Genomic DNA, 21,487 nt, shown 5'->3' with positions numbered 1-21,487 from the left:
TTGTTGTTTTATTGTTAGCTCCTGAGGCGGGATTCGAACCCGCATAAACTCAAACCTTTCCGCTGCCGCTACTTTACGAGTATTTTCACGCGCTACCGCTACCGGGTTCATATTGCCCGCTTACCAATTAAGCCACTCAGGAAAACCGTTTTCAGGGTTTGTTATCTTTTTTGCATTATTCCGTAAATACCATCATGCACATAATTTTCGTTAAAATCCTTAAGGGCTTCAACTATGCTCTCAGCGTCTATTATTGTAGAATAATAACCGTAATCGGTATGCTCGTAAAAAACTATAAATTCTTTGTCCATAATTATTTTGTTTTATAGGTTGCTTTGGTGTGTTTTTTGAATCTTGGGTTGTTGATTACTGTTTTCTCGTAGTTTTTAAAGGCGCTCATTTGGGTGGGTGTTAAATCAACCATACAAGACCAGTTTCCAAATTTGTCCTTGTAAACTAGTAAGCCGTCGACTGAGTACCGCTCGTGGTCTGTTATTGGTTTTATTTCTATTTCTACGCTCATTTTGTCGCTGTTGTATTGATTTTGTAATCTTGAATTTGAGCCATTGGAAGTACTCAATGATTTGTTTTCTGTTAAGTACTACCAGCAAGATTGCCAGTAGTACTGTGGTGGTGCTAGGCGGTTGCATCCTCGGGAAGCTATTCGTTATAAAAATCAAACTTATAGCCTTGTGAGAAATCAACTGATGATATGGCTAACGGGATTGGTATTCTGGTACCGTCTTCAGCTATTAGTGTGGCATCGACAAACCAAACAGAGCGACGTGGCTTGTAAGCGGCTGCAATGATCTCAACACCGTCGGTAAATTCTTCATTGTCGAACTCCTTAGTCAGTTTTTGGAGTTCTAACACTCGAGATCCTTTCAAATTGCCTTTGGCGTCTTTTTTTAGCAGACTGAAAACAACGTTAACCAAAGCCGCGGTTTCGGTATCTTTTGATAGGGAGCTGATAAAGTTGTTTACCTTGGCAATTCCCTCATTGACTGTGTCGTCCCAACCGTCATTGATACGGTAACCGATGGTAATTTCGCCACCGTCAAATCTAAAGGTGTGGCTCTGCTGTTTTGCCTTAACGCCATACAAGTCGGCTTTCATTTTTAAAATGTTTTCAAAGTATTGGAATACTTCGGTTTTGGCGTTAGATAAAACTTCGGAAGCAATCGACAGTTTAAAAATCGCTTTAGCGGCTGCCTCTTCTGATAAATCTTTATAAGCGGCTCTGTCTTCGTCCTTCTTCTCGTTTTGCGCGGCTAAGGCTGCTTTTAATTGCTCTGGTGTGAATTTTTTTAATTCCTCGGGGATAAGTGTTTCTGTATTCATTATTCTTTTGTTTTTTCAGTTTTTACTTCATTCTCAGTTTTCTCGGTTTTTTCCTCCTGTTCAAAGAGTTCTATCAAATTGTGAGTTTTTGCCATTTTTATAGCCATGTCAAACAATTGCAAGGCTTGTTTATCATGCACAAACAAGTGGGTTAACTGGTTCAATAGGTCTTTTCCTGAACCTTCTATTTCGCATTTAATTAATTCTTCTGTAATGTCGATTTTAACTTTTACTGTACTCATTATTTTTGTTGTTTATGTTACTTATTTAATTTCTTGAAAGGTTCCCCAACGTGTGGTTTCTATTCGTTCTAAAGTGAATTTTACTTTTGCCTCAATGTGCGCCGGTAATTCGTAGGTTCTTACGTCCTCGGGGCAGTTTTCGCCGTAGTAGCGGGATAACTGACTGAATAATGCCGCTCGTTCCTGATTGATCAGGATTCTTTCCCCAACCCGAAAAACATAAATCCTACCTTCTTTTTGCATATCTGAGCAGTACCACAATACGGTGTGGAGGTCTTGGAGTCGTTGGCTTATTTGTTCTATATTCATGGGCGTGGATAAAATTGATGTTCTCTAAGGTCGAAGGTGTCGCGTTCGTAGGTTCGAGGGATATTTTCCTCTTTGAGCTTTCGTAGGTCAGTTTCTATAATCGTTCGGTTCTCGTGGTTGGGGTTGTCACGTAGCCACTGTTCTAATTCGGCTATTTTGTTGGTGATTTGTTGTGGTGTCATTGGTTAATTTAGATTTATGATTGGTGACTCGATATGTATTCCGTTTACTTTGGTATATTGTGGCTTCACTTCTCTTTTTTGTGCTTGATCTAAAAGAGCTTTTGGAAATTTTGACATCATTTTATTGATACAATCACAGTACAGCCTGTCTCTGTCTTTACCCTTAATTTCTACGTAACGGGCGGCGAGTATTCGAAACTCGTTTTCTTCTTTGGCTAATTCGAATAAAAACCATTTGTTAACGGATGAACTTGCTAAAACGTTTTGAAAATCACGGGTTCGAATAGTTACATTTTCTACCCAATGTATCCAGAACAGAAGTAAAAAATCTTCTTTAGTTTCTGTGGACTGTAAACAATCCATTAAATACTCTACTGTGTTTTCCTGTGTTGGTTTTGTTGTTTTCATGATGTTGTTACTTTATACTATTTCTTTCCAATATTTAGCGGCTTTTTGCGCCCAAATAACGAATGGCTCACCACCACCGTTTAACCGTCCGTCAGGGAATAACTTAAATCCCTCAACCCATAATTTCAAATCAACGTCAAACATGATATCGTCTGCTAATGCTCCTTTTGGACTTTTACCTTTAGCTTGTGATATCCAAATGATTCCTTTTCCTTTTTTTAACATCAACTCTTTAAGCTGATAATATTGAGCCTTCGTGATCCTGGTATATTGAACCGAATCGATAAACAAAAAATCGGGTGACTTTGGCTTATTCATTCGGATTAATAACTCATCAAATGGCTCACGATCTAAAAGGATAAAAGAGTTTTCTAAGTCTTCCATGTGATTCCTAATTAATGCGTCTCGTATTGTTGCCGAGAGTCCCTGTTCTAAGGAATCATAAGCCACTTTTCCAAAATTGGTTAAATACTTAGCGAGCTTTATAGCTGCTTCGGTTTTACCGTTGGTTGTGTTTCCATAGATGATAGCAGAAAAGGCTTTGTCTGGTTGTCCGAGAGAGGCTTTCCACTCACCCGTAAAATCTAGCGGGTTGAATTTTTTTGAAAGAACGTTGGATACTGAATAGGCTCTATTTATCTTTTTCGACATATTTATCTCTTAATCGGCTTATAGTTGATTGATGTACTCCGTAAATTTGGGCTATGCTTTTAAGCGATTTTCCCGTCTCAATCATTTGCAATATTTCGTCAACATCTGTCGCATTAAGTTTTTGTTTAAAATTGCCTACTCCATTGGATGCTCCTTCTTTCCATTCCAAATTCGAATAATGATTGTTTGACAGCTGATTAATTTTACTGGCTCGTTGGGAGGTGGTTTCACTCAATCCATTCCAAGCCTCGCAAACCAAACGAATAACTGAATGCGCCCGATTTCCAAAATTGACTTTGAGTGTAGGGTTTTGACGATTTACATCATTTACAAATTGCTTTAGCAACAGCCCGTTTAAATAAATTTCAGAACCGTCTTCGTTTATCTTAAGTCCTACGACTATTGGATGGTACCTAAACTGTAATTCTTTCATTGTTGGCTCTTTTGTGACTGTTTACTAATCTTTTGATGCGTCGTCCGTCTCCTTTAGAATCTCTGTATATGGTTCTGATTACCTCCTCGTTGGTTACACCGTTTGTTGAACAGATTTTCAAAGTATCGGCGTAGTTATTTGGTTCTAATTCAAAAAATTTACCGCCCACTCTGGATAAAACCTCGCGATAGCCCATTTTGTCCAGGACAACTCCTTTAGCTATTTTTCTTTCTAAGAAATGAGTTGCTGAAATCACCATTCCGCAATCATCTTCAAGTTCGTTGAAAAGAGAAATAAACAGATAGATTACTTTATCGTTGAGTTTGTCAAATTCATTGAAAATAAATAGGATATTTTCTTTTGATTTCACTTCTAAAACTATCTTCCCCATTAGTTTGGTAACTGTCATACCCGCCGAATCCTTACCCATTTTTGCTAATACTTCGCTTAAAAAACTGCGTTCATCCATATAGTTGGTACAAAAAATGTTAATGACATTTCGGTTATTTTCTTCATAAACTTTGGCTGATGCTGTTTTCCCATGCCCGGAAGGTCCTACAATACCATATACCTCTCTAAATCGTTGTGCTTCGTCATAAATTCTTCTTAGTTCCGCAGCGTTACGTGTCTCTGAACAGTACACCCACTCTTTGTCATTGGTACCTAAATAAGAAGCTACTTTACGCCACATTTCATCTGCAATGTTTTCCCAATTATGGTTTCGCATTTGCGAAAGCGTGGCAGCTGATACGCTTTTCATTTCGGCAGCTACTTTGTTTTGAGAGCCTTTTTGAAGGATTAACATTTCTAAATCTTCTACAATTTTTATTTTTTGTTGTTGTGTCATTTTATAGATTTTAAATACTTTTAAATGGTTTTAAATACTTTTTTAAACAGTTTTTAAATGGTTTTAAAATTTGGAATAAAAAGAGGTTCGGTCGGTTTCCATTTGCTCTTCTTTGGGTAAGTGCCCCTGAAACTTAACCATGAGTTCCTGCTCTTCAATTAAGCTCTCACGTGTAATTCCGGTTCGCTGGATTAATCTTTCGTAGGCTTCCTGATCTCGTTTTAGTTCGGCATCTCTTACGGCAATATCTTGATCGAGTAACGCTCTTGAATTTCCTTTCATTAGAACCGGAATAGACTCGTGCATTCGTTTGGATTGGGCATAAGCAACAAATTTCTTTTCTCCTGATGGTGTCAGTTCATACAAGCCTACAAATTCATCCAATCGCTCAGGATCATAGCGAACAATCAAACTTTCGCCAACATATTTTCTTCTAAATTCAAGGTCGATGTTGTTGGTTTCGTCATACACCTCATAGATGTAATCTTTACCTTCAACCGTCAGTGGCATTCCGTGAGCGTAGTATTTTTTGGTTTTAGTTTCGTCAATCCAAAACATTGACAATTGATCCATGATGCTAATTTCTTCACGATGCTCGGTTTCCTCGTTATAGCGTTCGTTTCGGCTATAATCCCAGTCTTCTTGTTTTCCGGCATTCCATTTGTTAACTAATGCTGTGAAAATTGCATTGAACTGATCTACTGTCGGAAGTGCTTCTTTGTACTCTACAATAAAATCGGTGTTCGGTTTGTTAGTAGCTGTTCTTACCTTGATGCTTTGCTTGTCAGAGAACCACATTTTAGAGATAACCTGTTGTTGCAAGCGGTTAAATATTTGTTCTGCCGGACTTGATTTTCTGTTCACTTTGTGGCTGTAATGGTGTCCTTTTACGGGTAGTTTATCGTAAAGGTTTTGCATCTTGCCTGAGGTGTGTCCTGACTGCTTATCATAAGTGAACAAATACGGGCGACAACCTGCCTCGTTAACGGCCATTTTGATAGCTCTAAAATGCGATGCGTGGTTTTCAGAGTATGCAATGTCCCACCCAATGATTTTTTCGCTGTGAACGTCAAAAACAACGTTTATTTTCAACTCAGCAGCCATTTTTTGTTTGTTATTGGCAAAGTGTACCAAATCCAGTTTGGTACCATCGATAGCCCACCAAGCATTAGGAAACCATTCTTTACGATTTCGGGTCACTGTATGTCCAAAGTGCTTCATGTAATTTTCTTTTCCATCGCGAGCCAGCATCCAAATGCGTTTTTGCTCTGTTTTGTCTAACCAAGCGGAAATGGCACGCTCACTTAAGGTTTTCCAGCCTCTGGTCTCTCTTACTGATTCGTAAATTTTTAATACTTCAGATGTCGTGTATTTAACAGGCAGGCAATATTGAGATAAAATAAAGTCAGCCACTTCATCTACAATTTTGGAAGGGTTTGAGTTCATCCATTTACCAGACACAATTGAACTGTAGCCTTCATCTTGATACTTTTGCAAAGCTCTTTTGAACGAAACCACGTTTTTATAACGGGTGTGGAGCCATGTCTCAGGCAGGTTCCCGATTGCTTCTAACATTCTATCCCACATTTGTTTTTTGCCACCAAAACGTTTTTGAACCACTACATTAGTAGCGATATGCATAACGGCATTGAACATTATGGCTTGATGCGTGTATTCGGATTGCTTTTCCTCTGGAAGGTGTGAGCCGTTTTCTAAAATGTAATCTCTGAAATAATGTTCAGCATCATGATCCCATTCCATATAATCACCAAAGACAATATTTTTGACTGATGCGTAAGGATCAATTCCTTTTTCACGAATTTTTTTCTTAAACCGGTCAGGAATAGATTCGTAGGCTACTAATGCTTTACGACCGTTACCGCCGATTGTTACTCGTTTAATTTGACCTCGTTGAACAAGATTATTAAAATTAACCTGTGAGACAATTTGATTATCCCAAAGCCACGTACTAGCAACGCAAAGTGTATTTTGTTGATATTCAAACATAATTTTATTGTTTGGTTTTGTTCCCGCCGTGGTGTCGAAACCACGCTAAGCCGTGGCGGGATTTTTACTATTTTTACAATCTCACTTATAAATAATAGTAATATGAAATTTCCTAATTCCTTTGATGAGTTTAAAGACTCTAACTATCAAATGCTTGCTGCTTCTTTTGATTTTGTAAAGCATCTGGTTACCACCGCCTCCGCCGTTCTTGCCATATTGATTTCTTTATCTCAGAAACCATATCACAGCATCCTGATCCTATGTTCACTCGTCTTATTATTGGTGTGTATCCTGTGCGGCACAATTGCTTCATACATTGTATTATTTTCTTTTCGCAAGACTTGCATGGATATTGTGGAAAATATAGACGAACAGGTAAGTAAGGGGGCAGAAGCATACAAGCCCTTCTACCCCGGATATAACATCGGAGCCAAAATCTTAGAAGTCGTTTGCGTATTGTCATTTATTGTAGCGATGTTGTTGTTAGTACTATTTGCTTTTACAAATCTTTGATTGCGTTATTGATTTCTTTCTCCATTAGCTTGTAATCCTCACAAATTTTAGTAGAGGTTTCACTAGTTCTATCGCCTCTAAGTGACTGGCCTATGAATTGGGTGGATAAACCATACTTTTCTTTTAGTTTTTTGATAATTGCAGGATTGTAGGTTGCGTAGTCCTTTTTTTGCTTATTTTTGCTCATTGCTTAATTTGTTTCAAATTGTTAAGCAAATATAAATCAAATTATTTGACATTGACAAATTATTTTACATTTTAATTTATACAATCCTATGAATTTTAGCAAAAACCTCACATATCTAAGAAAACAAAAAGGGTGTAAATTGGATGAAATAGCTTCAAAAACAGGCTTTTCAAGGTCTCAATGGAACAATTACGAGCTAGGAACATCTTATCCTAAATTTTTGGATTTAATTAAAATATCTAAATATTTTGACATTTCTGAAACTGATTTAATACATCACGATTTAGAATTAATGCCTATTAATAAGATTATAGGTGAACAAAAAATTACAAATCAGTTAAATGAAGAAACCGAAGTGTACAATATCAATTATAAAGATTTAGCAGAAGCCCGAAAGGAAACTATTGACTGTTTAAAAAAAGAGATCAATCACCTAGAAGAAAAAATAGCCTCACTTACCAATAAAAGAAAGGCAGGATAAACCTGCTATGTGGATTGTCAGATAGTTTTTAGACAAAAATCAACAACAAACCAAGTTAAATAATTAATTTACAATGTTTTACGTTGTGTTTTAGCGGTTTTTAACCGCTTTTTTTATGGTATTATCCCCCCTGTTATATACTTTTTTTAAGTGTCTAAATCACTTTTTAAAGTTTTAACTCTTTGTTAATACTCCTTTTTTTATGCCTTTTTGAATACCCAACTGAATACCCAACTGAATACCCAAAACAAAAAATACAATTGTTTTACTAAATAGCTGAATCACTCATTAACGAGCATAAAAAAACCGTTTAAATAGTGTTTTAAACGGTTGGTATATTATAGAAAAACGTTATTTTTAAGGCTCTAACGGTAGTTTTTAAGGGTTTTATAGGTTTTAGTGGTAATAAGAGTATTTAAAGCGTTTAAAAAGGTTCTTTAAATGGTACTTAAATGGTAGTAAAAATACATTTCGTTTTGAGTTGCTTTGTCGGTCTTTTTTATGTTAAGCCTTGATTTTATTGACTTTTTCGGGCTTTTTTATATTATGTATTTTAATACTTTTGGTTATACCCCCTATATAAAGAAGGAAAACTATAAAGAGCTCCACTCCCATCCCTCACGCAAACGCTGATACAAGGAAAATTCTTTTTTAAACAGATTGTTTTGTAAGAATATTTAAATATATTTGAAAATAATAAAAGCGAAACAAACCTTCGCTAATCTACCCGATTTTGGGTGTATATACGAAGGTTTATTTCGCCTATATACTAGTTGGCGTCAATGCATAGAAATAATAACCGAAAATGATCTTTTATATTTTAATAGCAACTACTATCCATATAATATTCTTCTTTAAAAGAGAATTTCTTTTTGATAGAAAGAATAACATTCGTTTATTAATAGCGAGTTTTATATTGGCTCTCATATCCTTTTTGTTAAAACAAAGTAGTATAGAGGTTGATGATATTGAATTGCTTCAAATACCATTTTTCGCCCTATTGGATTTTAAAATTCTGCTATTTCTCTATAAAGAAATGTACGGTTCGAATCCTCAAGACACATTTTGGTCTAACGATTTGAAATTATTAAAAGATGGCTTTTTTAATGCAATCTTTATAGCAACGGGAGGAATTTTTCCTGTCCTTGTAGTAGAATGGATCAATTAATTTGCACAGCCGCCAACAGCCTGTAACCTCAATCGCTGGTTTTCGGTAGCCAGAAAATATCATTTCACGATTTAATTTTTATCTTCGGCAACAAGAAATTCGTCTCGCTTAGATCGCGACTGCGGCTACAGGCGGAACGTCAGGCTGTGAAAAAACCTCTTCAAATTTAGAAAGTATTCGGAGGGCTACCAAAGAAAAATCTCAAATATGAGATTCTCAATAGACAGATTCAGACTGACATTGTGTGCAATGATAAATCACTTTACCGGAAAGTAGAATCTATGAAAAAACTTTTACTAATTTTTATATTCTTGCAACTTGCAAGTTGTCAATACAAACCTGACAGCAAAGCCTCACACCTTTCGCAAAAATCCTACTTATATCTAAAAAAAACGGCAAGTTAAAATTAATAACTTGCCGTTTGTTTTTTATGATGCCAATGGCATTTTATAAAGCAATTCTATCAGGGGTTCGTGAATATCCGAATTTTTATGTTTGTAAAGTTCAATTTTCAAACTGGATACAATAGTATTTCTCTTTTTTTCGTCCAGATTTTTCAATCTGCTTCTAAGAACGTCAACTGTTGGATATTTAAAAAGGGTCGATTTAAGTCTATTGATAATGTAATTTGAATCCATGGCTTTTATAATTAAATATTAATACTAATTGTTATTATTTACAATTGCCAAATTAGAGACGAAGCCATAAAATCCTGTTACATGATTATCGCATTAATTTATATAATTTTATAGACAGCTGTTGGATTTTGCTTTCCATAAAGCAGTTTAAAAATGAATCAGTTGGATTTACCACCTCCACATCAATACGAAAAATCGTATTTATAAATGATTTTATTTTTATATTTGATACTTTTCAAAACAGATTTTGTTATCTGTAATTGAAAGATTATCAATCGATAAGCAATTCATTAAAATCAATTCACAAGCGATCATGAAAAAATCATCCAATAAAACTGGTATAAATATACCAACACTCCTTCTTCAGCTTTTACTGCTGTTTCCACTATCTTTTTGGGCACAGGAAAATAAGTGGGTTGTTTCGAATGCATCTTTTGCAGAAAAAATTTATCTGCAATTGGATCGAAAAGTATATACTAACGGGGATACAGTCTGGTTTAAATGCATTGTTTCAAATGCTTCCGAACATATTCCTTCCTCTTTGAGCGGTGTGTTGTATGCAGAGTTAATCGGTGCTGATGAAGTGATACTGCAAAAAAAATTAATCAAAATAGAAAACGGAATTGGTCAGGGGAATTTTGATTTAGATAAAAAAATACAAAAAGGCAATTACCTAATCAGAGCGTATACGCAATGGAATCAGAATTTTGATGATGCTTTTTTCTTTGAAGAATACATTCAGGTATTTCCAACAGAAAATCAAAATACGGCTGCAATTCAAAACATCAGACTAATCAAAGAAGAGACAGCCAGCGATCATCTGGAAGTAATTTTTAATCCGCAGCTTATTGATTCCCTGCAAAAAAACAAATTAAACGTATATATCAGTGTTGATGATAAAAAAGACAGTTTGCTTATTAAAAAAGGAAAAAATGAGCAGTATATTCTGGACTATCCTATTGAAAAAGAAAGCCAGTTCGCAACTTTAAAAATAGAAACTGAAAACCAGAAAACGGCTTCCAAAACATTTGTTTTAAACCAGGAATATACAGACCTGCAGTTTTTCCCGGAAAGCGGAGAACTGGTTCACGGACTGAATAATAAAGTGGGTTTTAAAGCCACAGCAGCTACCGGAAAAGGAAAAACAATTGAAGGAGATATCATTGATGAACAGGAAAACCACATCACAACGTTTAAAAGCAACAGCCTCGGAATGGGAAGTTTCTTTATTACTAACGCAGATAGTTCTAAAAAATATTATGCCCGATTAAAACCTTCTCTGAACGACAAATCTTTATATCCTCTACCTGATGTGGCTGCCAGCGGAACTATTTTATCCGTTTACAAACAAGGTAATAAAGTGGTGCTTAAAGCCCTATCCAACTACATGAAAAACGACAGTATTTTTGTTCGGATTTCATTTAGAGGAATTGATTTGTATGAAAAAAAGATTCGCCTTAATCAGGGATTTTACCAGTCCTTAATCTCTACTACTGAAATTCCCGAAGGGATTATTGCATTTAGTATTTTAAACAATTCCAAAAAACCAATTGCAGAAAGACTTTATTTTAATGAAAAACCGGAAAGCCGGATAAAAATCAATCTTACTACTGACAAACAAAATTACAACAAACGGGAACGGACTAATCTTACTATTCAAACTACTCATAATAACGGAGAAGCTGTACATGCTAACACTTCTGTACTGGTCGTCAATAAAGAAGAATTAGGAAAGATGCAAAACCTGCGTCAAAATATCCTATCGTATTTTTTAATAGACTCAGAATTAAAAGGAAACATCGAAAATCCCGGTTATTACTTTAAGAATGACAGTAGCATGCATGAAGATTTAGAGGTTTTAATGCTTACCCAGGGATGGAGTAAATACAATTATTCGAAACCTAATAAATCTTCTCTAAGCATCAATCCTGAAAAATCGCTTACCGTATCAGGGAGAGTCAATAATCTTTTTTCAGCAAAAAAAGGAAAAAAAGATGTCGAATTAACCATGATGACTTCCGGTAGGGATAAATCATTTTACAAACAAAAAACAGACAGTCTGGGGAAATTTAAATTTGATTTAAATGACGAATACGGAAAAGAAATAGAAGTCCTTATCCAGACTGCCAATAAATCAGATAAAAAAATAAGCAATTCGGTTGTCTTAGACCAAAAAAAATCACCTGCAATTACCTTTGAACCTACTCAGGCTATTGAACAACCCGACAGCATTGTAGTGAAATTCATTGAAAAAAGTAAAAAACAAAAAGAAATCGATGAAAAATTCAATTTACAGTTTGGCGGTATTCTTTTAGATCAGGTAAAAGTGAATGCTAAAATGACGCCAAATAAACAAAAAGTAACAGAGAAATACGGCAAACCAAAAACCATAATCAAAGGAAAAGAAATTCTTTCCAAAGAAAAAAAATGGTCCTACGGATTATACAGTGTGCTGTTATTTAATTATCCCGATAAAGTAAGAATAGAAATAATGCCGGATCAAAATTTATATGCCACAGTGAACAACGAAGCTACCCTTGTTCTTGTTGACGGTATTGTTATCCCTCATTATGATTATATGCATATTCCTAACATCTCACCGAGTGAAGTAAGTAGTTTTGAAATTATCGAAAATGCCAAAGGTTTTACCACATTGTATTGTGAGGTATTTAATGACCTTCCCAACTGTGCTTTTCTAGCTCCTCCCTGGGGAAATGTCATAGCGATTTATACCCATGCCGGAATAGGTCTTGGAGGTGCGCAAAAATCAAAAGGTTTAACCCAGACCACTGTTCCTGTTTTTGCTGCAGCCAAAGAATTTTATGCTCCAAAATATGACAACATTCAGCCGGATGATTGGCAGCATACTGACATTCGTACACTGATACACTGGCAGCCCGTACTAAAAACAGATGCATCAGGCAAAGCATTTGCTTCTTTTTACAATACAGATAACAAAGATGAAATGATGGTCATCGTAGAAGCCATTTCCGACAAAGGAGAAATTGGTTATCAGGAACTTAATTATGAAATAAACGACACTATCAATAAATGAAATATAAAGAAGAACTGATAAGCATTATAGAAAAAGATATATTTATCATGGAAATACTTGCCATTGTTAAAGCATTAGAATTAAATGATTGCCGGGTAGGTTTCTGAACAAACAAAACATCAAAAATGAATTTACAGCAACTTCTTATACTGTTTTTCTGCATTTCGATAAACGCTCAAAATACTGAAAATAAAGAATTTGACATTATCAATGAGTCCAGACAATGGAAATTAGAGTTTCAGGATAGCGGAACTAAAAACTGGCAAGCGAAATGGTTTCTGGACGGACTTCAGGCTTCTGTCAAAAATACCAAAGCCGGAATGCTGTTTAATGCCGGAGTAAAAGCAGCATCCGATTCGGATCATGCTGTTCTTTGGACAAAGGATTCTTTTAAAGGCAACATCAAAATAGAATACAACTTTACCAGAAAAGATTCGGCAACTAAATGGGCTGTTATTTTGTACCTTCAGGCAACCGGAACCGGCAAAACACCTTTTGTGAAAGATATTTCAAAGTGGAATCATTTAAGAGAAATTCCTGCTATGAAAATCTATTTCAACAACATGAAAGCATTACATATCAGCTATGCTTCTTTTGACAATAAAAATACTGATAAAAACAAAGATTACATCAGAGTGCGCCAATATCCTGTGGAGAAAGGACAAAACTTCAACACTACCACAGAAATCCCGAATCCTTTTTTTGAAACCGGACTTTTTAAAACGGATGAAACTTATACAATTACGGTTATCAAAACCAACGAAAAACTCTTCTTTAATGTAGTAGCAAAAAACACTTCAAAACTTTTCAGTTGGGATCTTAAAAATCAGCCTTCGCTTCATGAAGGTCGAATTGGTTTAAGACAAATGGCGAGCCGTTCAGCACTTTATAAAGATTTTTCTGTTTACACAAATAAGTGAGAAAATTACACTTTATAACTAAAAAAACTTAGATTTGTAATTCACTATTAACTAACCATCTTTAATATGAATCACAAAACTACTCAATGCTTTCTGGCATTGTTACTTTTATTTAGCGCAAGTACTTTTGCTCAAAAATTCGAAAAATTCTTTCCTTCCAAAGATTTAACAACTGTTGGAGTGTATTATTATCCCGAACATTGGGATCCTGCGCAATGGGAACGCGATTTTCAAAACATGGAAAAAATGGGATTTGAATTCACGCATTTTGGCGAATTTGCCTGGGCACAACTCGAACCCGAAGAAGGAAAATACGATTTTAAATGGCTTGACAAATCTTTAGAATTAGCTAAAAAATACCATCTTAAAGTAATTCTGTGTACATCTACCGCTACGCCTCCGGTGTGGCTGGTTCGCAAACATCCGGATGTTTTGGCAACTAATGAAGACGGCACGAAGATGGATCACGGCACAAGACAACACGCTACTTTTTCAAGCAATTATTACCATTCGTATTCGATGAAAATGATTGCCGAATTAGCCAAAAGATATGGAAATGACAAAAATGTTATCGGCTGGCAATTGGATAATGAGCCACGTCGTGCTCTGGATTATGGAAAAGATGCACCACAACGATTCCGCGACTGGTTAAAAGAAAAATATAAAAATATCGAAACGCTTAATGAAACCTGGGGAAATAGTTTCTGGAGCGGTACTTACAGTACTTTTGACGAAATTAATCTTCCGTTGCATTCGTTATGGGGAATGAATTTACACGCCCAACTGGATCATTACCGTTTTGGTGATCATGAAACAGCATCATTTTTAGATGAACAGGCTAAAGTGATTCGTCAGTATGTCAATCCAAATCAATGGATTACTTCTAACTATATTCCAATGTACGATGTGGGTTATGTAGGCGCAAGTAAAGAATTGGACTTTGTTTCTTACACCCGCTATATGGTTTACGGAGGCGATTTAGGCATTGGTCCAAAAGGGTATCGTGTGGGTGAATATTCCCGAATTGCGATGGCTAACGATTTTTTCCGTCCCATGAAAGGCGCTTATGGCGTAATGGAATTACAACCCGGTCAGGTAAATTGGGGAAGCATTAATCCGCAACCTTTACCGGGAGCCATGCGACTTTGGTTGTGGCATGTTTTTGCCGGAGGAAGTAAGTTTACTTGTACCTATCGCTATCGCGCGCCATTGTACGGTTACGAACAATTTCATTACGGAATTGTTGGTCCTGATGGCGTTACTCCAACAACTGGCGGACTAGAATTCAGCCAATTTATCAAAGACATCAATATTTTACGTAAAAAATACAATCCTAAAGCCCAACTGCCAAAGGAATATGTACAACGCAAAACAGGAATCTTATTCAATGCCGATAATGTAATGGGAATTGAGCTGAACAAACAAACCAATCAATGGAACACGGAGAATCATTTCTTAAAGTATTACAAAGCGATGAAATCCTTTGGCGCTCCGGTAGATTTTGTTCGAGATACGACTGATTTTTCTAAATACCCCGTTTTAATTGTTCCTGCTTACCAAATGATCGATCAACAAATGATTGATAAACTGGCGGCTTACGCACAAAACGGAGGAAACTTAATATTGAGTTGTCGTACTGGAATTCAAAACCGAAAAGGACATCTTTGGGAAGCCAAATTCTACAAACCAATGTGGCAATTAATTGGTTCCGAAATTGAATCTTATGATTTATTAATGCCACAATCTCCCGATAAAATTAAATTCAACAATCGGGATTTTGAATGGGTTTCTTGGGGCGATTTGTTAAAACCAAACAAAGGAACTGAAATCTGGGGTACTTTTCAGGGGGATTTCTATGCAGGAACTCCTGCGGTAACTTCGCGTAAATTAGGCAACGGAACGGTAACTTATATTGGTGTGGATTCTAAAAAAGGAGATTTGGAAAAACAAGTCTTGACTAAATTATACCAACAACAAAATATTGCGATTGAAAATTATCCGGAAGGAATTATGGTTGAATACCGTGATGGTTTTGGGATTGCCGTAAACTATTCGGATAAAGTGTATGAAATGAAATTGCCTGCCAATGCTGAAATTATCATTGGAACAAAATCCATGAAAACGGCTGATGTGTTGGTATGGAAAAATTAGGCCACGGATGACACTGATTTTAACGGATAGTCACTGATTTTTAAATCAATACCTATTTTAAAGTATGAATTGGGTCGGGCTTTAGCCCGATTTATAAAATAAATTTCCAAAAGTCTTTAGCAAAAATCTAAATTAAGATTGGGCTAAGGCTTTTTTTTATTAATCCTAAAATCACAATTTAATTAAGTAAAAAAATCGTCACTTCGAGTGAATTTTCAGAAAATGCGAATCGCTTTTTCTGAAAATTTGTATCGAGAAGCCTTATTTTACGCTACTAAGCTCAAAAAAGACTTAACTAATTAAAAATGTAGTTTGTAAGATTTAATTTCTATATTTGAAAAACGAATAAACGCTGAAGTTTATCAGACATTTCCACCCAAAACTGAATCGCTTTGTGTACTTTTATGACACATATACAAGTTAGCGATAATTTTCAGAAACTGAAGCTATGAAAGAGATGAAAAACTTAATAATTTTTCTTTTGTTTTTTAATTTTTTGTCATTATTTGGGCAAAATGATTCAATTAATTTTAATGAAATTAGAAAAAAAATCAATGTAATGACAATAAAAAACAAAGACCTATTTAAAGATGAATTAAAAAAAAGAAGTGGCTTTACTTTCAAAATATATGAGAACTACTTTATAAGATTGGGTATTCACAACAAATATTTAATTGAAGGAAAATATGAACTTAAAGAAATAATAATAACCAAATCTTTTCCAAGTAATGTTGAATTAAAAATAAATATTGTTAATGTTACTCCCGAATATTCCGAAGGGAAAATACAATTTGACGCAACAGTTAGTCCAATAGATGCAAGACCTTATGAATATATGTGTTTCTTTTTGCCAAATTCTCATAACGATATCTTTCTTAAAATAATTAAAGAACATGAGATTAATCATATTAGAACAAATGAGTTAATAAAAAATAAGACTGGTGAATTAAACAGTTTTTATTCTGAGATTTTGGCAGATGTTTTATGGCTCAATGAAGTAGATTCCAAAGATTTGATAACTTTAAAACAAAATGATGTCAATACCTTATTGGAAAGCAATAATTTACCTAATTACTATAGGAAATATTTAAAAATCATTCAAAGCATTATATTTAAAGACAACTACAAGTTTATAGCTAAAGATATTCTTGAAAAAGCTATAAAAAACGAGTTTGAATATGAATCAATCGAAGAAATTGAAAAGGAAATTTTTAAATTAACCCGATAGGCGGATTTATAATCCATTTCCACAAAGATGAGCAACTTTGTTGAGTTACTTGATGAGATTCCTCATTCTTCGGAATGACAAGTTTACGGTAAAAGTCCTAGTGTGGTAAAGTCTCCTAACTTCGAAGAACAGAAACTAGTTTTAGCTTTTACCCGCAGCTATTTCATTCCAAAATCAAAAAAGCTTCACCAATATGACTAATAACATCCGAAGCAATAAACGATTGAAATCTGGTTTTGGGTACAGCAATATCAGCTGTTAATCCGTGTAAAAAAACACCTAAAATCGCAGCCTGAACTGATTCATAACCCTGTGCCAAAAAACTCGTAATGATTCCGGTCAATACATCTCCACTGCCGGCTGTTGCCAGAGCTGGATTTCCGGTTGTATTTTTATAAATGGTTTCGCCATCAACAATATGCGTTGGTGCGCCTTTCATCACTAAAATCACATGGTACTGCAATGAAAAAGAAATGGTTTTTTCGAATTTCTCTTCTTCTGAATTCCATTTTCCTATCAGGCGTTCTAATTCTTTGGGATGTGGTGTCAATATGGTTTTCGGTTGCAAAAGCAAAAACCATGTTTTATTTGCAGATAAAATATTCAGTCCGTCAGCATCAATAACCAGAGGAGTTTCGTTTGTTTTCAGAAATTTCAAAAAAGCTTTTTGAGTCAGTTCATCCTGTCCTATTCCTGGGCCAATTCCAATAGCATTGGGTTGAAAATTAAAATTGATGTTAGATATGCATTTTTTCTTTACATCCGTCAAAACCATCACTTCGGGAATAAATGTTTGAACTATTTCATAACCACATTTTGGAACAAAAGCAGTCACTAATCCGCAACCTGTTTTCAAAGCGGCTTTGGAAGACAAACAGACAGCACCAATTTTACCGTAACTTCCCCCAATAATCAAAGCATGTCCCTGAATCCCTTTGTGGGTATCCACAGCTATCTTTTGATAATGTTTTAAAATTTCCCTTTTATCAATTGAAACAGAAGTGATCATATCATTTTCATTAGAATATTTTCCTCTAATTTAGTTTTATTTCACCGAATAGAAAACGTGTTCTCTTTATTTTTATAAAAAAACAATGGCTTTATTCACAGTAAACTTTGACTCTCACACCTTTGTTACTCAAAATAAAAGCAATAAATTAGCGCCATCAAAATTTACAAAAAATCATAATGAAAAATACTGCGCTAACGCACATACACGAAGCTTTGGGAGCAAAAATGCTGCCGTTTGCAGGATACAATATGCCTATCACCTATGAAGGAATAAATGCTGAACACGAAACCGTGCGAACGGCTGTTGGTGTTTTTGATGTGTCGCACATGGGGGAGTTTTTACTTTCGGGACCTAATGCTTTAGCGTTGATTCAAAAAGTAACTTCAAATGATGCTGCAACATTAACCGACGGAAGAGTGCAATATTCTTGCTTGCCTAATAACGATGGCGGAATTGTAGATGATTTATTGGTTTACAAAATCAAAGACGAAAAGTATTTGTTAGTCGTTAATGCATCAAATATTGATAAAGACTGGGATTGGATTTCAGCTCACAATGATTTAGGAGTTGACATGAAAAACATTTCTGATGATTATTCCTTATTGGCTATTCAGGGACCTAAAGCAGCAGAAGCTTTGCAATCACTGACATCAGTAGATTTAGCAGCTATAAAATACTATCATTTTGAAGTGGGTGATTTTGCCGGAATCGAAAATGTAATTATTTCGGCTACAGGATATACCGGTGCCGGAGGTTTTGAAATTTATTGTAAAAATGAAGAAGTAGAACAAATCTGGAACAAAGTTTTTGAAGCCGGAGCTCCTTTTGGAATTCAACCTATTGGTTTAGCCGCCCGTGATACTTTGCGCCTCGAAATGGGATTCTGTTTGTATGGAAATGACATCAACGATACTACTTCGCCAATAGAAGCCGGATTAGGCTGGATTACTAAATTCAACAAAGAGTTTACCAATTCAGCGAACTTAAAAGCACAAAAAGAAGCCGGAGTAACTAAAAAATTAGTTGGTTTTGAAATGCAGGAACGCGCCATTCCAAGACACGATTACGAAATTGTTGATACCAATGGAAATCCCATCGGAATTGTAACTTCCGGAACTATGGCCCCTTCTTTGAACAAAGGAATCGGAATGGGATATGTTACAACAGAAAATGCTGCGGTTGATTCAGAAATCTTTATTCGAATCAGAAAAAAAGATGTCCCTGCTAAAGTGGTAAAAATGCCATTTTATAAAAACTAAAAACTTTAAAAAAAACAAAATAATTGTAATTTTGCATCGTCAAAAAATAATCAGAAATGGGAAGAGCATTCGAATTTAGAAAAGGAAGAAAAATGAAACGTTGGGCTGCAATGGCAAAAACGTTTACAAGAATAGGTAAAGATATTGTAATGGCCGTAAAAGAAGGCGGACCTAATCCTGAAGCCAATTCCAGATTGAGAGCCGTTATTCAAAATGCTAAAGCGGCGAACATGCCTAAGGATAACGTGGAACGCGCTATTAAAAATGCAACAAACAAAGATACTGCCAACTATAAAGAAATTTTATTTGAAGGATATGCACCTCACGGAATCGCTATCCTTATTGAGACGGCTTCTGACAATAACAACAGAACTGTAGCCAATATTCGTAGTTATTTCAACAAATGTAACGGTACGATGGGAACACAAGGTTCGGTAGAATTTATGTTTGATCACACTTGTAATTTCCGAATTCCGAAAGAAGGTCTGGATGCCGAAGAATTAGAATTAGAATTCATTGATTTTGGTGCCGAAGAAGTGTTTGAAGACGAAGACGGTATCTTAATCTACGCTCCATTCAACAGCTTTGGAACCATTCAGAAAGAGCTGGAAAACAGAAACATCGAAATACTTTCTTCCGGTTTTGAAAGAATTCCACAAATCACTAAAAAACTGAATCCGGAGCAAATTGCCGATGTGGAAAAACTTATCGAGAAAATTGAAGAGGATGATGACGTGATGAACGTTTATCATACCATGGAAGAAAATGAAGAAGCCTAATCTTCAATAAAATTATATTAACAAAGAAAGAGTTTAGCATCATGTTAAGCTCTTTTTTTATGGCGTTCCCTTGTTGCAGCACTTTTTCGTAAAACAGCCTATTTTTATCCGCAACAAGGCCGGGCTGTACGCTGTATCTTTTGTTCGGGCACTATAAGTTTAAACCTCAGAATCACTGCTCTCACAAAAGGATGCCGCTTCCATCCCTAACGCAGTCCGGAATAAACAAAACTATTTAGTTTGCTTCCACGTCTTGTAAAAAATAGGTGTTTCATAAGATAACATACAAATCCATCCCACTAAACACGCCAGAGCAATTCCTTTAATCCCAAAATAAGGAGCTAGAAAATAAGCGGCAATAACTCTGCCCGCCATTTGAGTAAAAGTAGCATTCAAAGTGACTTTCATCTTCCCTAAGCCTCTAAAATAACCCTGAATCAAATTCGTAATTCCCGGTAACAGATAGACTAAAATCATTATTTTTAAATACTGCTCACCGGCATTAACCACTTCTGATTCTTCTTTCCCCATAAATAATGAAATTAACGCTCTCGAAAAGAATAACACAATAAGAGAAACCAGTACCGTATAAATCACTTCCATTTTCAATCCTGTTAAAAAGCCTTTACGAATGCGTACAAAATTTCCTTTACCATTATTCTGAGCTATAAATCCTGTAGTTCCATGAGCAATATTCTGCTGAACAATCATCACAAAATCATCGATTCGGCTTACCGCGTTAAAAGCAGCTATAGCAACCACACCCAAAGGATTAATAGCGCCCTGAATGAGAAATTTACCTAAATGCAACGTAATTTGCTGCATTGCTGTAACCGAACTGTAACTAAAAATAATTCGGAATAAACCGCGGTCAAATACAAACTCTTTACTGCTAAATCTTAAAACAGGAATATAAAACCGAACATACAAAATACACAACAAAGCAGCTACGGCTTCGGCAACAACGGTTGCCCAGGCTGCACCATGAATTCCTTTCTCCCAGACCACAACAAACAGAATATCTAAAACAATATTAAGCAATGCAGAAGCAATTAAAAAATAAAGAGATGCTTTAGAGTTTCCCATACTTCTCAAAGTAGAAGCATAAATATGATAGATAAAAGTAAAAACAAGACCCGCAAAGATAATCTGAAGATAAGAAGTAGCATCATCCAGAATCGCTAATGGCGTATTCAAAAATGAAAGTATAGTTCGGGAAAAGAAAAAACCCAAAATTATTAGCACTATAGTAAACAAACATCCGGAAATTACAGAAGTGGAAATAACACGTTTTAGTTTATCAAAATTTTGTTCTCCAAAATACTGCCCCATCAACACTGACATTCCCAGACAAATCCCGATAATCAAAAAAAGCAAAACATTCATCACCGGACTGGCAGCACCAAGTGCGGCTAAGGCATCAGCGCCAATAAAACGTCCAACAATCACAGAATCAGCTGCATTGTATGTTAAAACAAAAAAATTGCCTATTATTAATGGTAAGGTAAAATGAATAATTTGCGGAACAATAGGTCCACGAGTCATATCCACTAGTTTTTGTTTTCCCATGATAAGATAATATTTTTACAAAAATAGCATAAAACAAAAAATCCCGTTTCTATCGAAACAGGGTTTATAGAATCTGAAACAAGTTCAGGTTAAAGAAAGGCGACGAA

The 21,487-nt window shown here is 35.5% G+C and carries 22 protein-coding genes and 1 tRNA gene; 8 read left to right on the top strand and 15 right to left on the bottom strand.

The window, feature by feature from the left end:
- Window positions 1–18: 18 nt before the first annotated feature.
- The 11 genes from ACSV4D_RS09325 to ACSV4D_RS09275 all read right to left on the bottom strand — a co-directional run bounded on the left by ACSV4D_RS09325 (window position 19) and on the right by ACSV4D_RS09275 (window position 6,420).
- Window positions 19–142: transfer RNA gene (locus ACSV4D_RS09325), tRNA-OTHER, on the bottom strand.
- A gap of 19 nt (window positions 143–161) precedes the next feature.
- Window positions 162–311: a hypothetical protein gene (locus ACSV4D_RS09320; RefSeq protein ID WP_439228060.1), complete on the bottom strand. Its 150-nt coding sequence runs from the start codon at window positions 309–311 to the stop codon at window positions 162–164.
- A gap of 2 nt (window positions 312–313) precedes the next feature.
- Window positions 314–523 (bottom strand): hypothetical protein, encoded by a 210-nt coding sequence (locus ACSV4D_RS09315; protein WP_439228059.1) that lies wholly within the window; start codon window positions 521–523, stop codon window positions 314–316.
- A gap of 137 nt (window positions 524–660) precedes the next feature.
- On the bottom strand, window positions 661–1,341 hold the full coding sequence (locus ACSV4D_RS09310; RefSeq protein ID WP_439228058.1) for a DUF3164 family protein: 681 nt from the start codon (window positions 1,339–1,341) through the stop codon (window positions 661–663).
- Complete coding sequence (locus ACSV4D_RS09305; protein ID WP_439228057.1) at window positions 1,341–1,583, bottom strand: hypothetical protein; 243 nt, start codon at window positions 1,581–1,583, stop codon at window positions 1,341–1,343. The genes ACSV4D_RS09310 and ACSV4D_RS09305 overlap by 1 nt, the downstream gene beginning before the upstream one ends.
- 21 nt (window positions 1,584–1,604) lie before the next feature.
- Entirely contained in the window at window positions 1,605–1,826 is a 222-nt protein-coding gene (locus ACSV4D_RS09300) for a hypothetical protein (protein ID WP_439228056.1), read from the bottom strand.
- 251 nt (window positions 1,827–2,077) lie between these two features.
- A complete protein-coding gene (locus tag ACSV4D_RS09295) occupies window positions 2,078–2,482 on the bottom strand; it encodes a hypothetical protein (protein ID WP_439228055.1) in 405 nt (134 codons plus the stop codon).
- Between the two features lie 12 nt (window positions 2,483–2,494).
- Window positions 2,495–3,133 carry a hypothetical protein gene (locus tag ACSV4D_RS09290; protein WP_439228054.1) on the bottom strand — a complete coding sequence of 213 codons (639 nt, stop codon included), beginning with the start codon at window positions 3,131–3,133 and terminating at the stop codon, window positions 2,495–2,497.
- On the bottom strand, window positions 3,114–3,566 hold the full coding sequence (locus ACSV4D_RS09285) for a helix-turn-helix domain-containing protein (RefSeq protein WP_439228053.1): 453 nt from the start codon (window positions 3,564–3,566) through the stop codon (window positions 3,114–3,116). Before ACSV4D_RS09285 ends, ACSV4D_RS09290 begins: the two co-directional genes overlap by 20 nt.
- Window positions 3,547–4,413, bottom strand: a complete 867-nt coding sequence (locus ACSV4D_RS09280) for an AAA family ATPase (RefSeq protein WP_439228052.1) — start codon at window positions 4,411–4,413, stop codon at window positions 3,547–3,549. Before ACSV4D_RS09280 ends, ACSV4D_RS09285 begins: the two co-directional genes overlap by 20 nt.
- A 63-nt stretch (window positions 4,414–4,476) precedes the next feature.
- On the bottom strand, window positions 4,477–6,420 hold the full coding sequence (locus ACSV4D_RS09275; protein ID WP_439228051.1) for a hypothetical protein: 1,944 nt from the start codon (window positions 6,418–6,420) through the stop codon (window positions 4,477–4,479).
- A gap of 102 nt (window positions 6,421–6,522) precedes the next feature.
- On the opposite strand from ACSV4D_RS09275, the gene ACSV4D_RS09270 reads away from it, so the two are divergent.
- Window positions 6,523–6,933: a hypothetical protein gene (locus ACSV4D_RS09270; RefSeq protein ID WP_439228050.1), complete on the top strand. Its 411-nt coding sequence runs from the start codon at window positions 6,523–6,525 to the stop codon at window positions 6,931–6,933.
- Here ACSV4D_RS09270 and ACSV4D_RS09265 read toward each other — a convergent pair.
- The gene (locus ACSV4D_RS09265) at window positions 6,920–7,120 is read right to left on the bottom strand and encodes a hypothetical protein (RefSeq protein WP_439228049.1); all 201 of its coding nucleotides are present in this window, start codon (window positions 7,118–7,120) and stop codon (window positions 6,920–6,922) included. The genes ACSV4D_RS09270 and ACSV4D_RS09265 overlap by 14 nt on opposite strands.
- 88 nt (window positions 7,121–7,208) lie before the next feature.
- Between ACSV4D_RS09265 and ACSV4D_RS09260 the strand changes: the two genes are divergently transcribed.
- Window positions 7,209–7,601 (top strand): helix-turn-helix domain-containing protein, encoded by a 393-nt coding sequence (locus tag ACSV4D_RS09260; RefSeq protein ID WP_439228048.1) that lies wholly within the window; start codon window positions 7,209–7,211, stop codon window positions 7,599–7,601.
- Between the two features lie 1,596 nt (window positions 7,602–9,197).
- Here ACSV4D_RS09260 and ACSV4D_RS09255 read toward each other — a convergent pair.
- Complete coding sequence (locus tag ACSV4D_RS09255) at window positions 9,198–9,407, bottom strand: hypothetical protein (protein ID WP_408082120.1); 210 nt, start codon at window positions 9,405–9,407, stop codon at window positions 9,198–9,200.
- Window positions 9,408–9,720: 313 nt separating this feature from the next.
- Here ACSV4D_RS09255 and ACSV4D_RS09250 point away from each other — a divergent pair, with 313 nt between their 5' ends.
- The 4 genes from ACSV4D_RS09250 (at window position 9,721) to ACSV4D_RS09235 (ending at window position 16,761) form a co-directional block, all read left to right on the top strand.
- Complete coding sequence (locus ACSV4D_RS09250) at window positions 9,721–12,462, top strand: hypothetical protein (protein ID WP_439228047.1); 2,742 nt, start codon at window positions 9,721–9,723, stop codon at window positions 12,460–12,462.
- A gap of 125 nt (window positions 12,463–12,587) precedes the next feature.
- Entirely contained in the window at window positions 12,588–13,382 is a 795-nt protein-coding gene (locus tag ACSV4D_RS09245) for a DUF1961 family protein (RefSeq protein WP_439228046.1), read from the top strand.
- Between the two features lie 66 nt (window positions 13,383–13,448).
- Window positions 13,449–15,533, top strand: coding sequence for a beta-galactosidase (locus tag ACSV4D_RS09240; protein WP_439228045.1), 2,085 nt, complete (start codon window positions 13,449–13,451; stop codon window positions 15,531–15,533).
- A gap of 448 nt (window positions 15,534–15,981) precedes the next feature.
- A complete protein-coding gene (locus ACSV4D_RS09235; RefSeq protein ID WP_439228044.1) occupies window positions 15,982–16,761 on the top strand; it encodes a hypothetical protein in 780 nt (259 codons plus the stop codon).
- 163 nt (window positions 16,762–16,924) lie between these two features.
- On the opposite strand, the gene ACSV4D_RS09230 is transcribed toward ACSV4D_RS09235, so the two are convergent.
- The gene (locus ACSV4D_RS09230) at window positions 16,925–17,770 is read right to left on the bottom strand and encodes an NAD(P)H-hydrate dehydratase (protein WP_439228043.1); all 846 of its coding nucleotides are present in this window, start codon (window positions 17,768–17,770) and stop codon (window positions 16,925–16,927) included.
- Window positions 17,771–17,949: 179 nt separating this feature from the next.
- Here ACSV4D_RS09230 and gcvT point away from each other — a divergent pair, with 179 nt between their 5' ends.
- Window positions 17,950–19,032, top strand: a complete 1,083-nt coding sequence (gene gcvT, locus ACSV4D_RS09225; RefSeq protein WP_439228042.1) for a glycine cleavage system aminomethyltransferase GcvT — start codon at window positions 17,950–17,952, stop codon at window positions 19,030–19,032.
- A gap of 56 nt (window positions 19,033–19,088) precedes the next feature.
- Window positions 19,089–19,811, top strand: coding sequence for a YebC/PmpR family DNA-binding transcriptional regulator (locus ACSV4D_RS09220; RefSeq protein WP_408082127.1), 723 nt, complete (start codon window positions 19,089–19,091; stop codon window positions 19,809–19,811).
- Between the two features lie 231 nt (window positions 19,812–20,042).
- On the opposite strand, the gene ACSV4D_RS09215 is transcribed toward ACSV4D_RS09220, so the two are convergent.
- On the bottom strand, window positions 20,043–21,380 hold the full coding sequence (locus tag ACSV4D_RS09215; protein WP_439228041.1) for an MATE family efflux transporter: 1,338 nt from the start codon (window positions 21,378–21,380) through the stop codon (window positions 20,043–20,045).
- Window positions 21,381–21,487 lie beyond the last annotated feature (107 nt).

The sequence above is a fragment of the Flavobacterium sp. ARAG 55.4 genome (assembly GCF_051846875.1).
GTDB lineage: Bacteria > Bacteroidota > Bacteroidia > Flavobacteriales > Flavobacteriaceae > Flavobacterium > Flavobacterium plantiphilum.
This window is presented reverse-complemented; position numbering and strand designations above follow the sequence as displayed.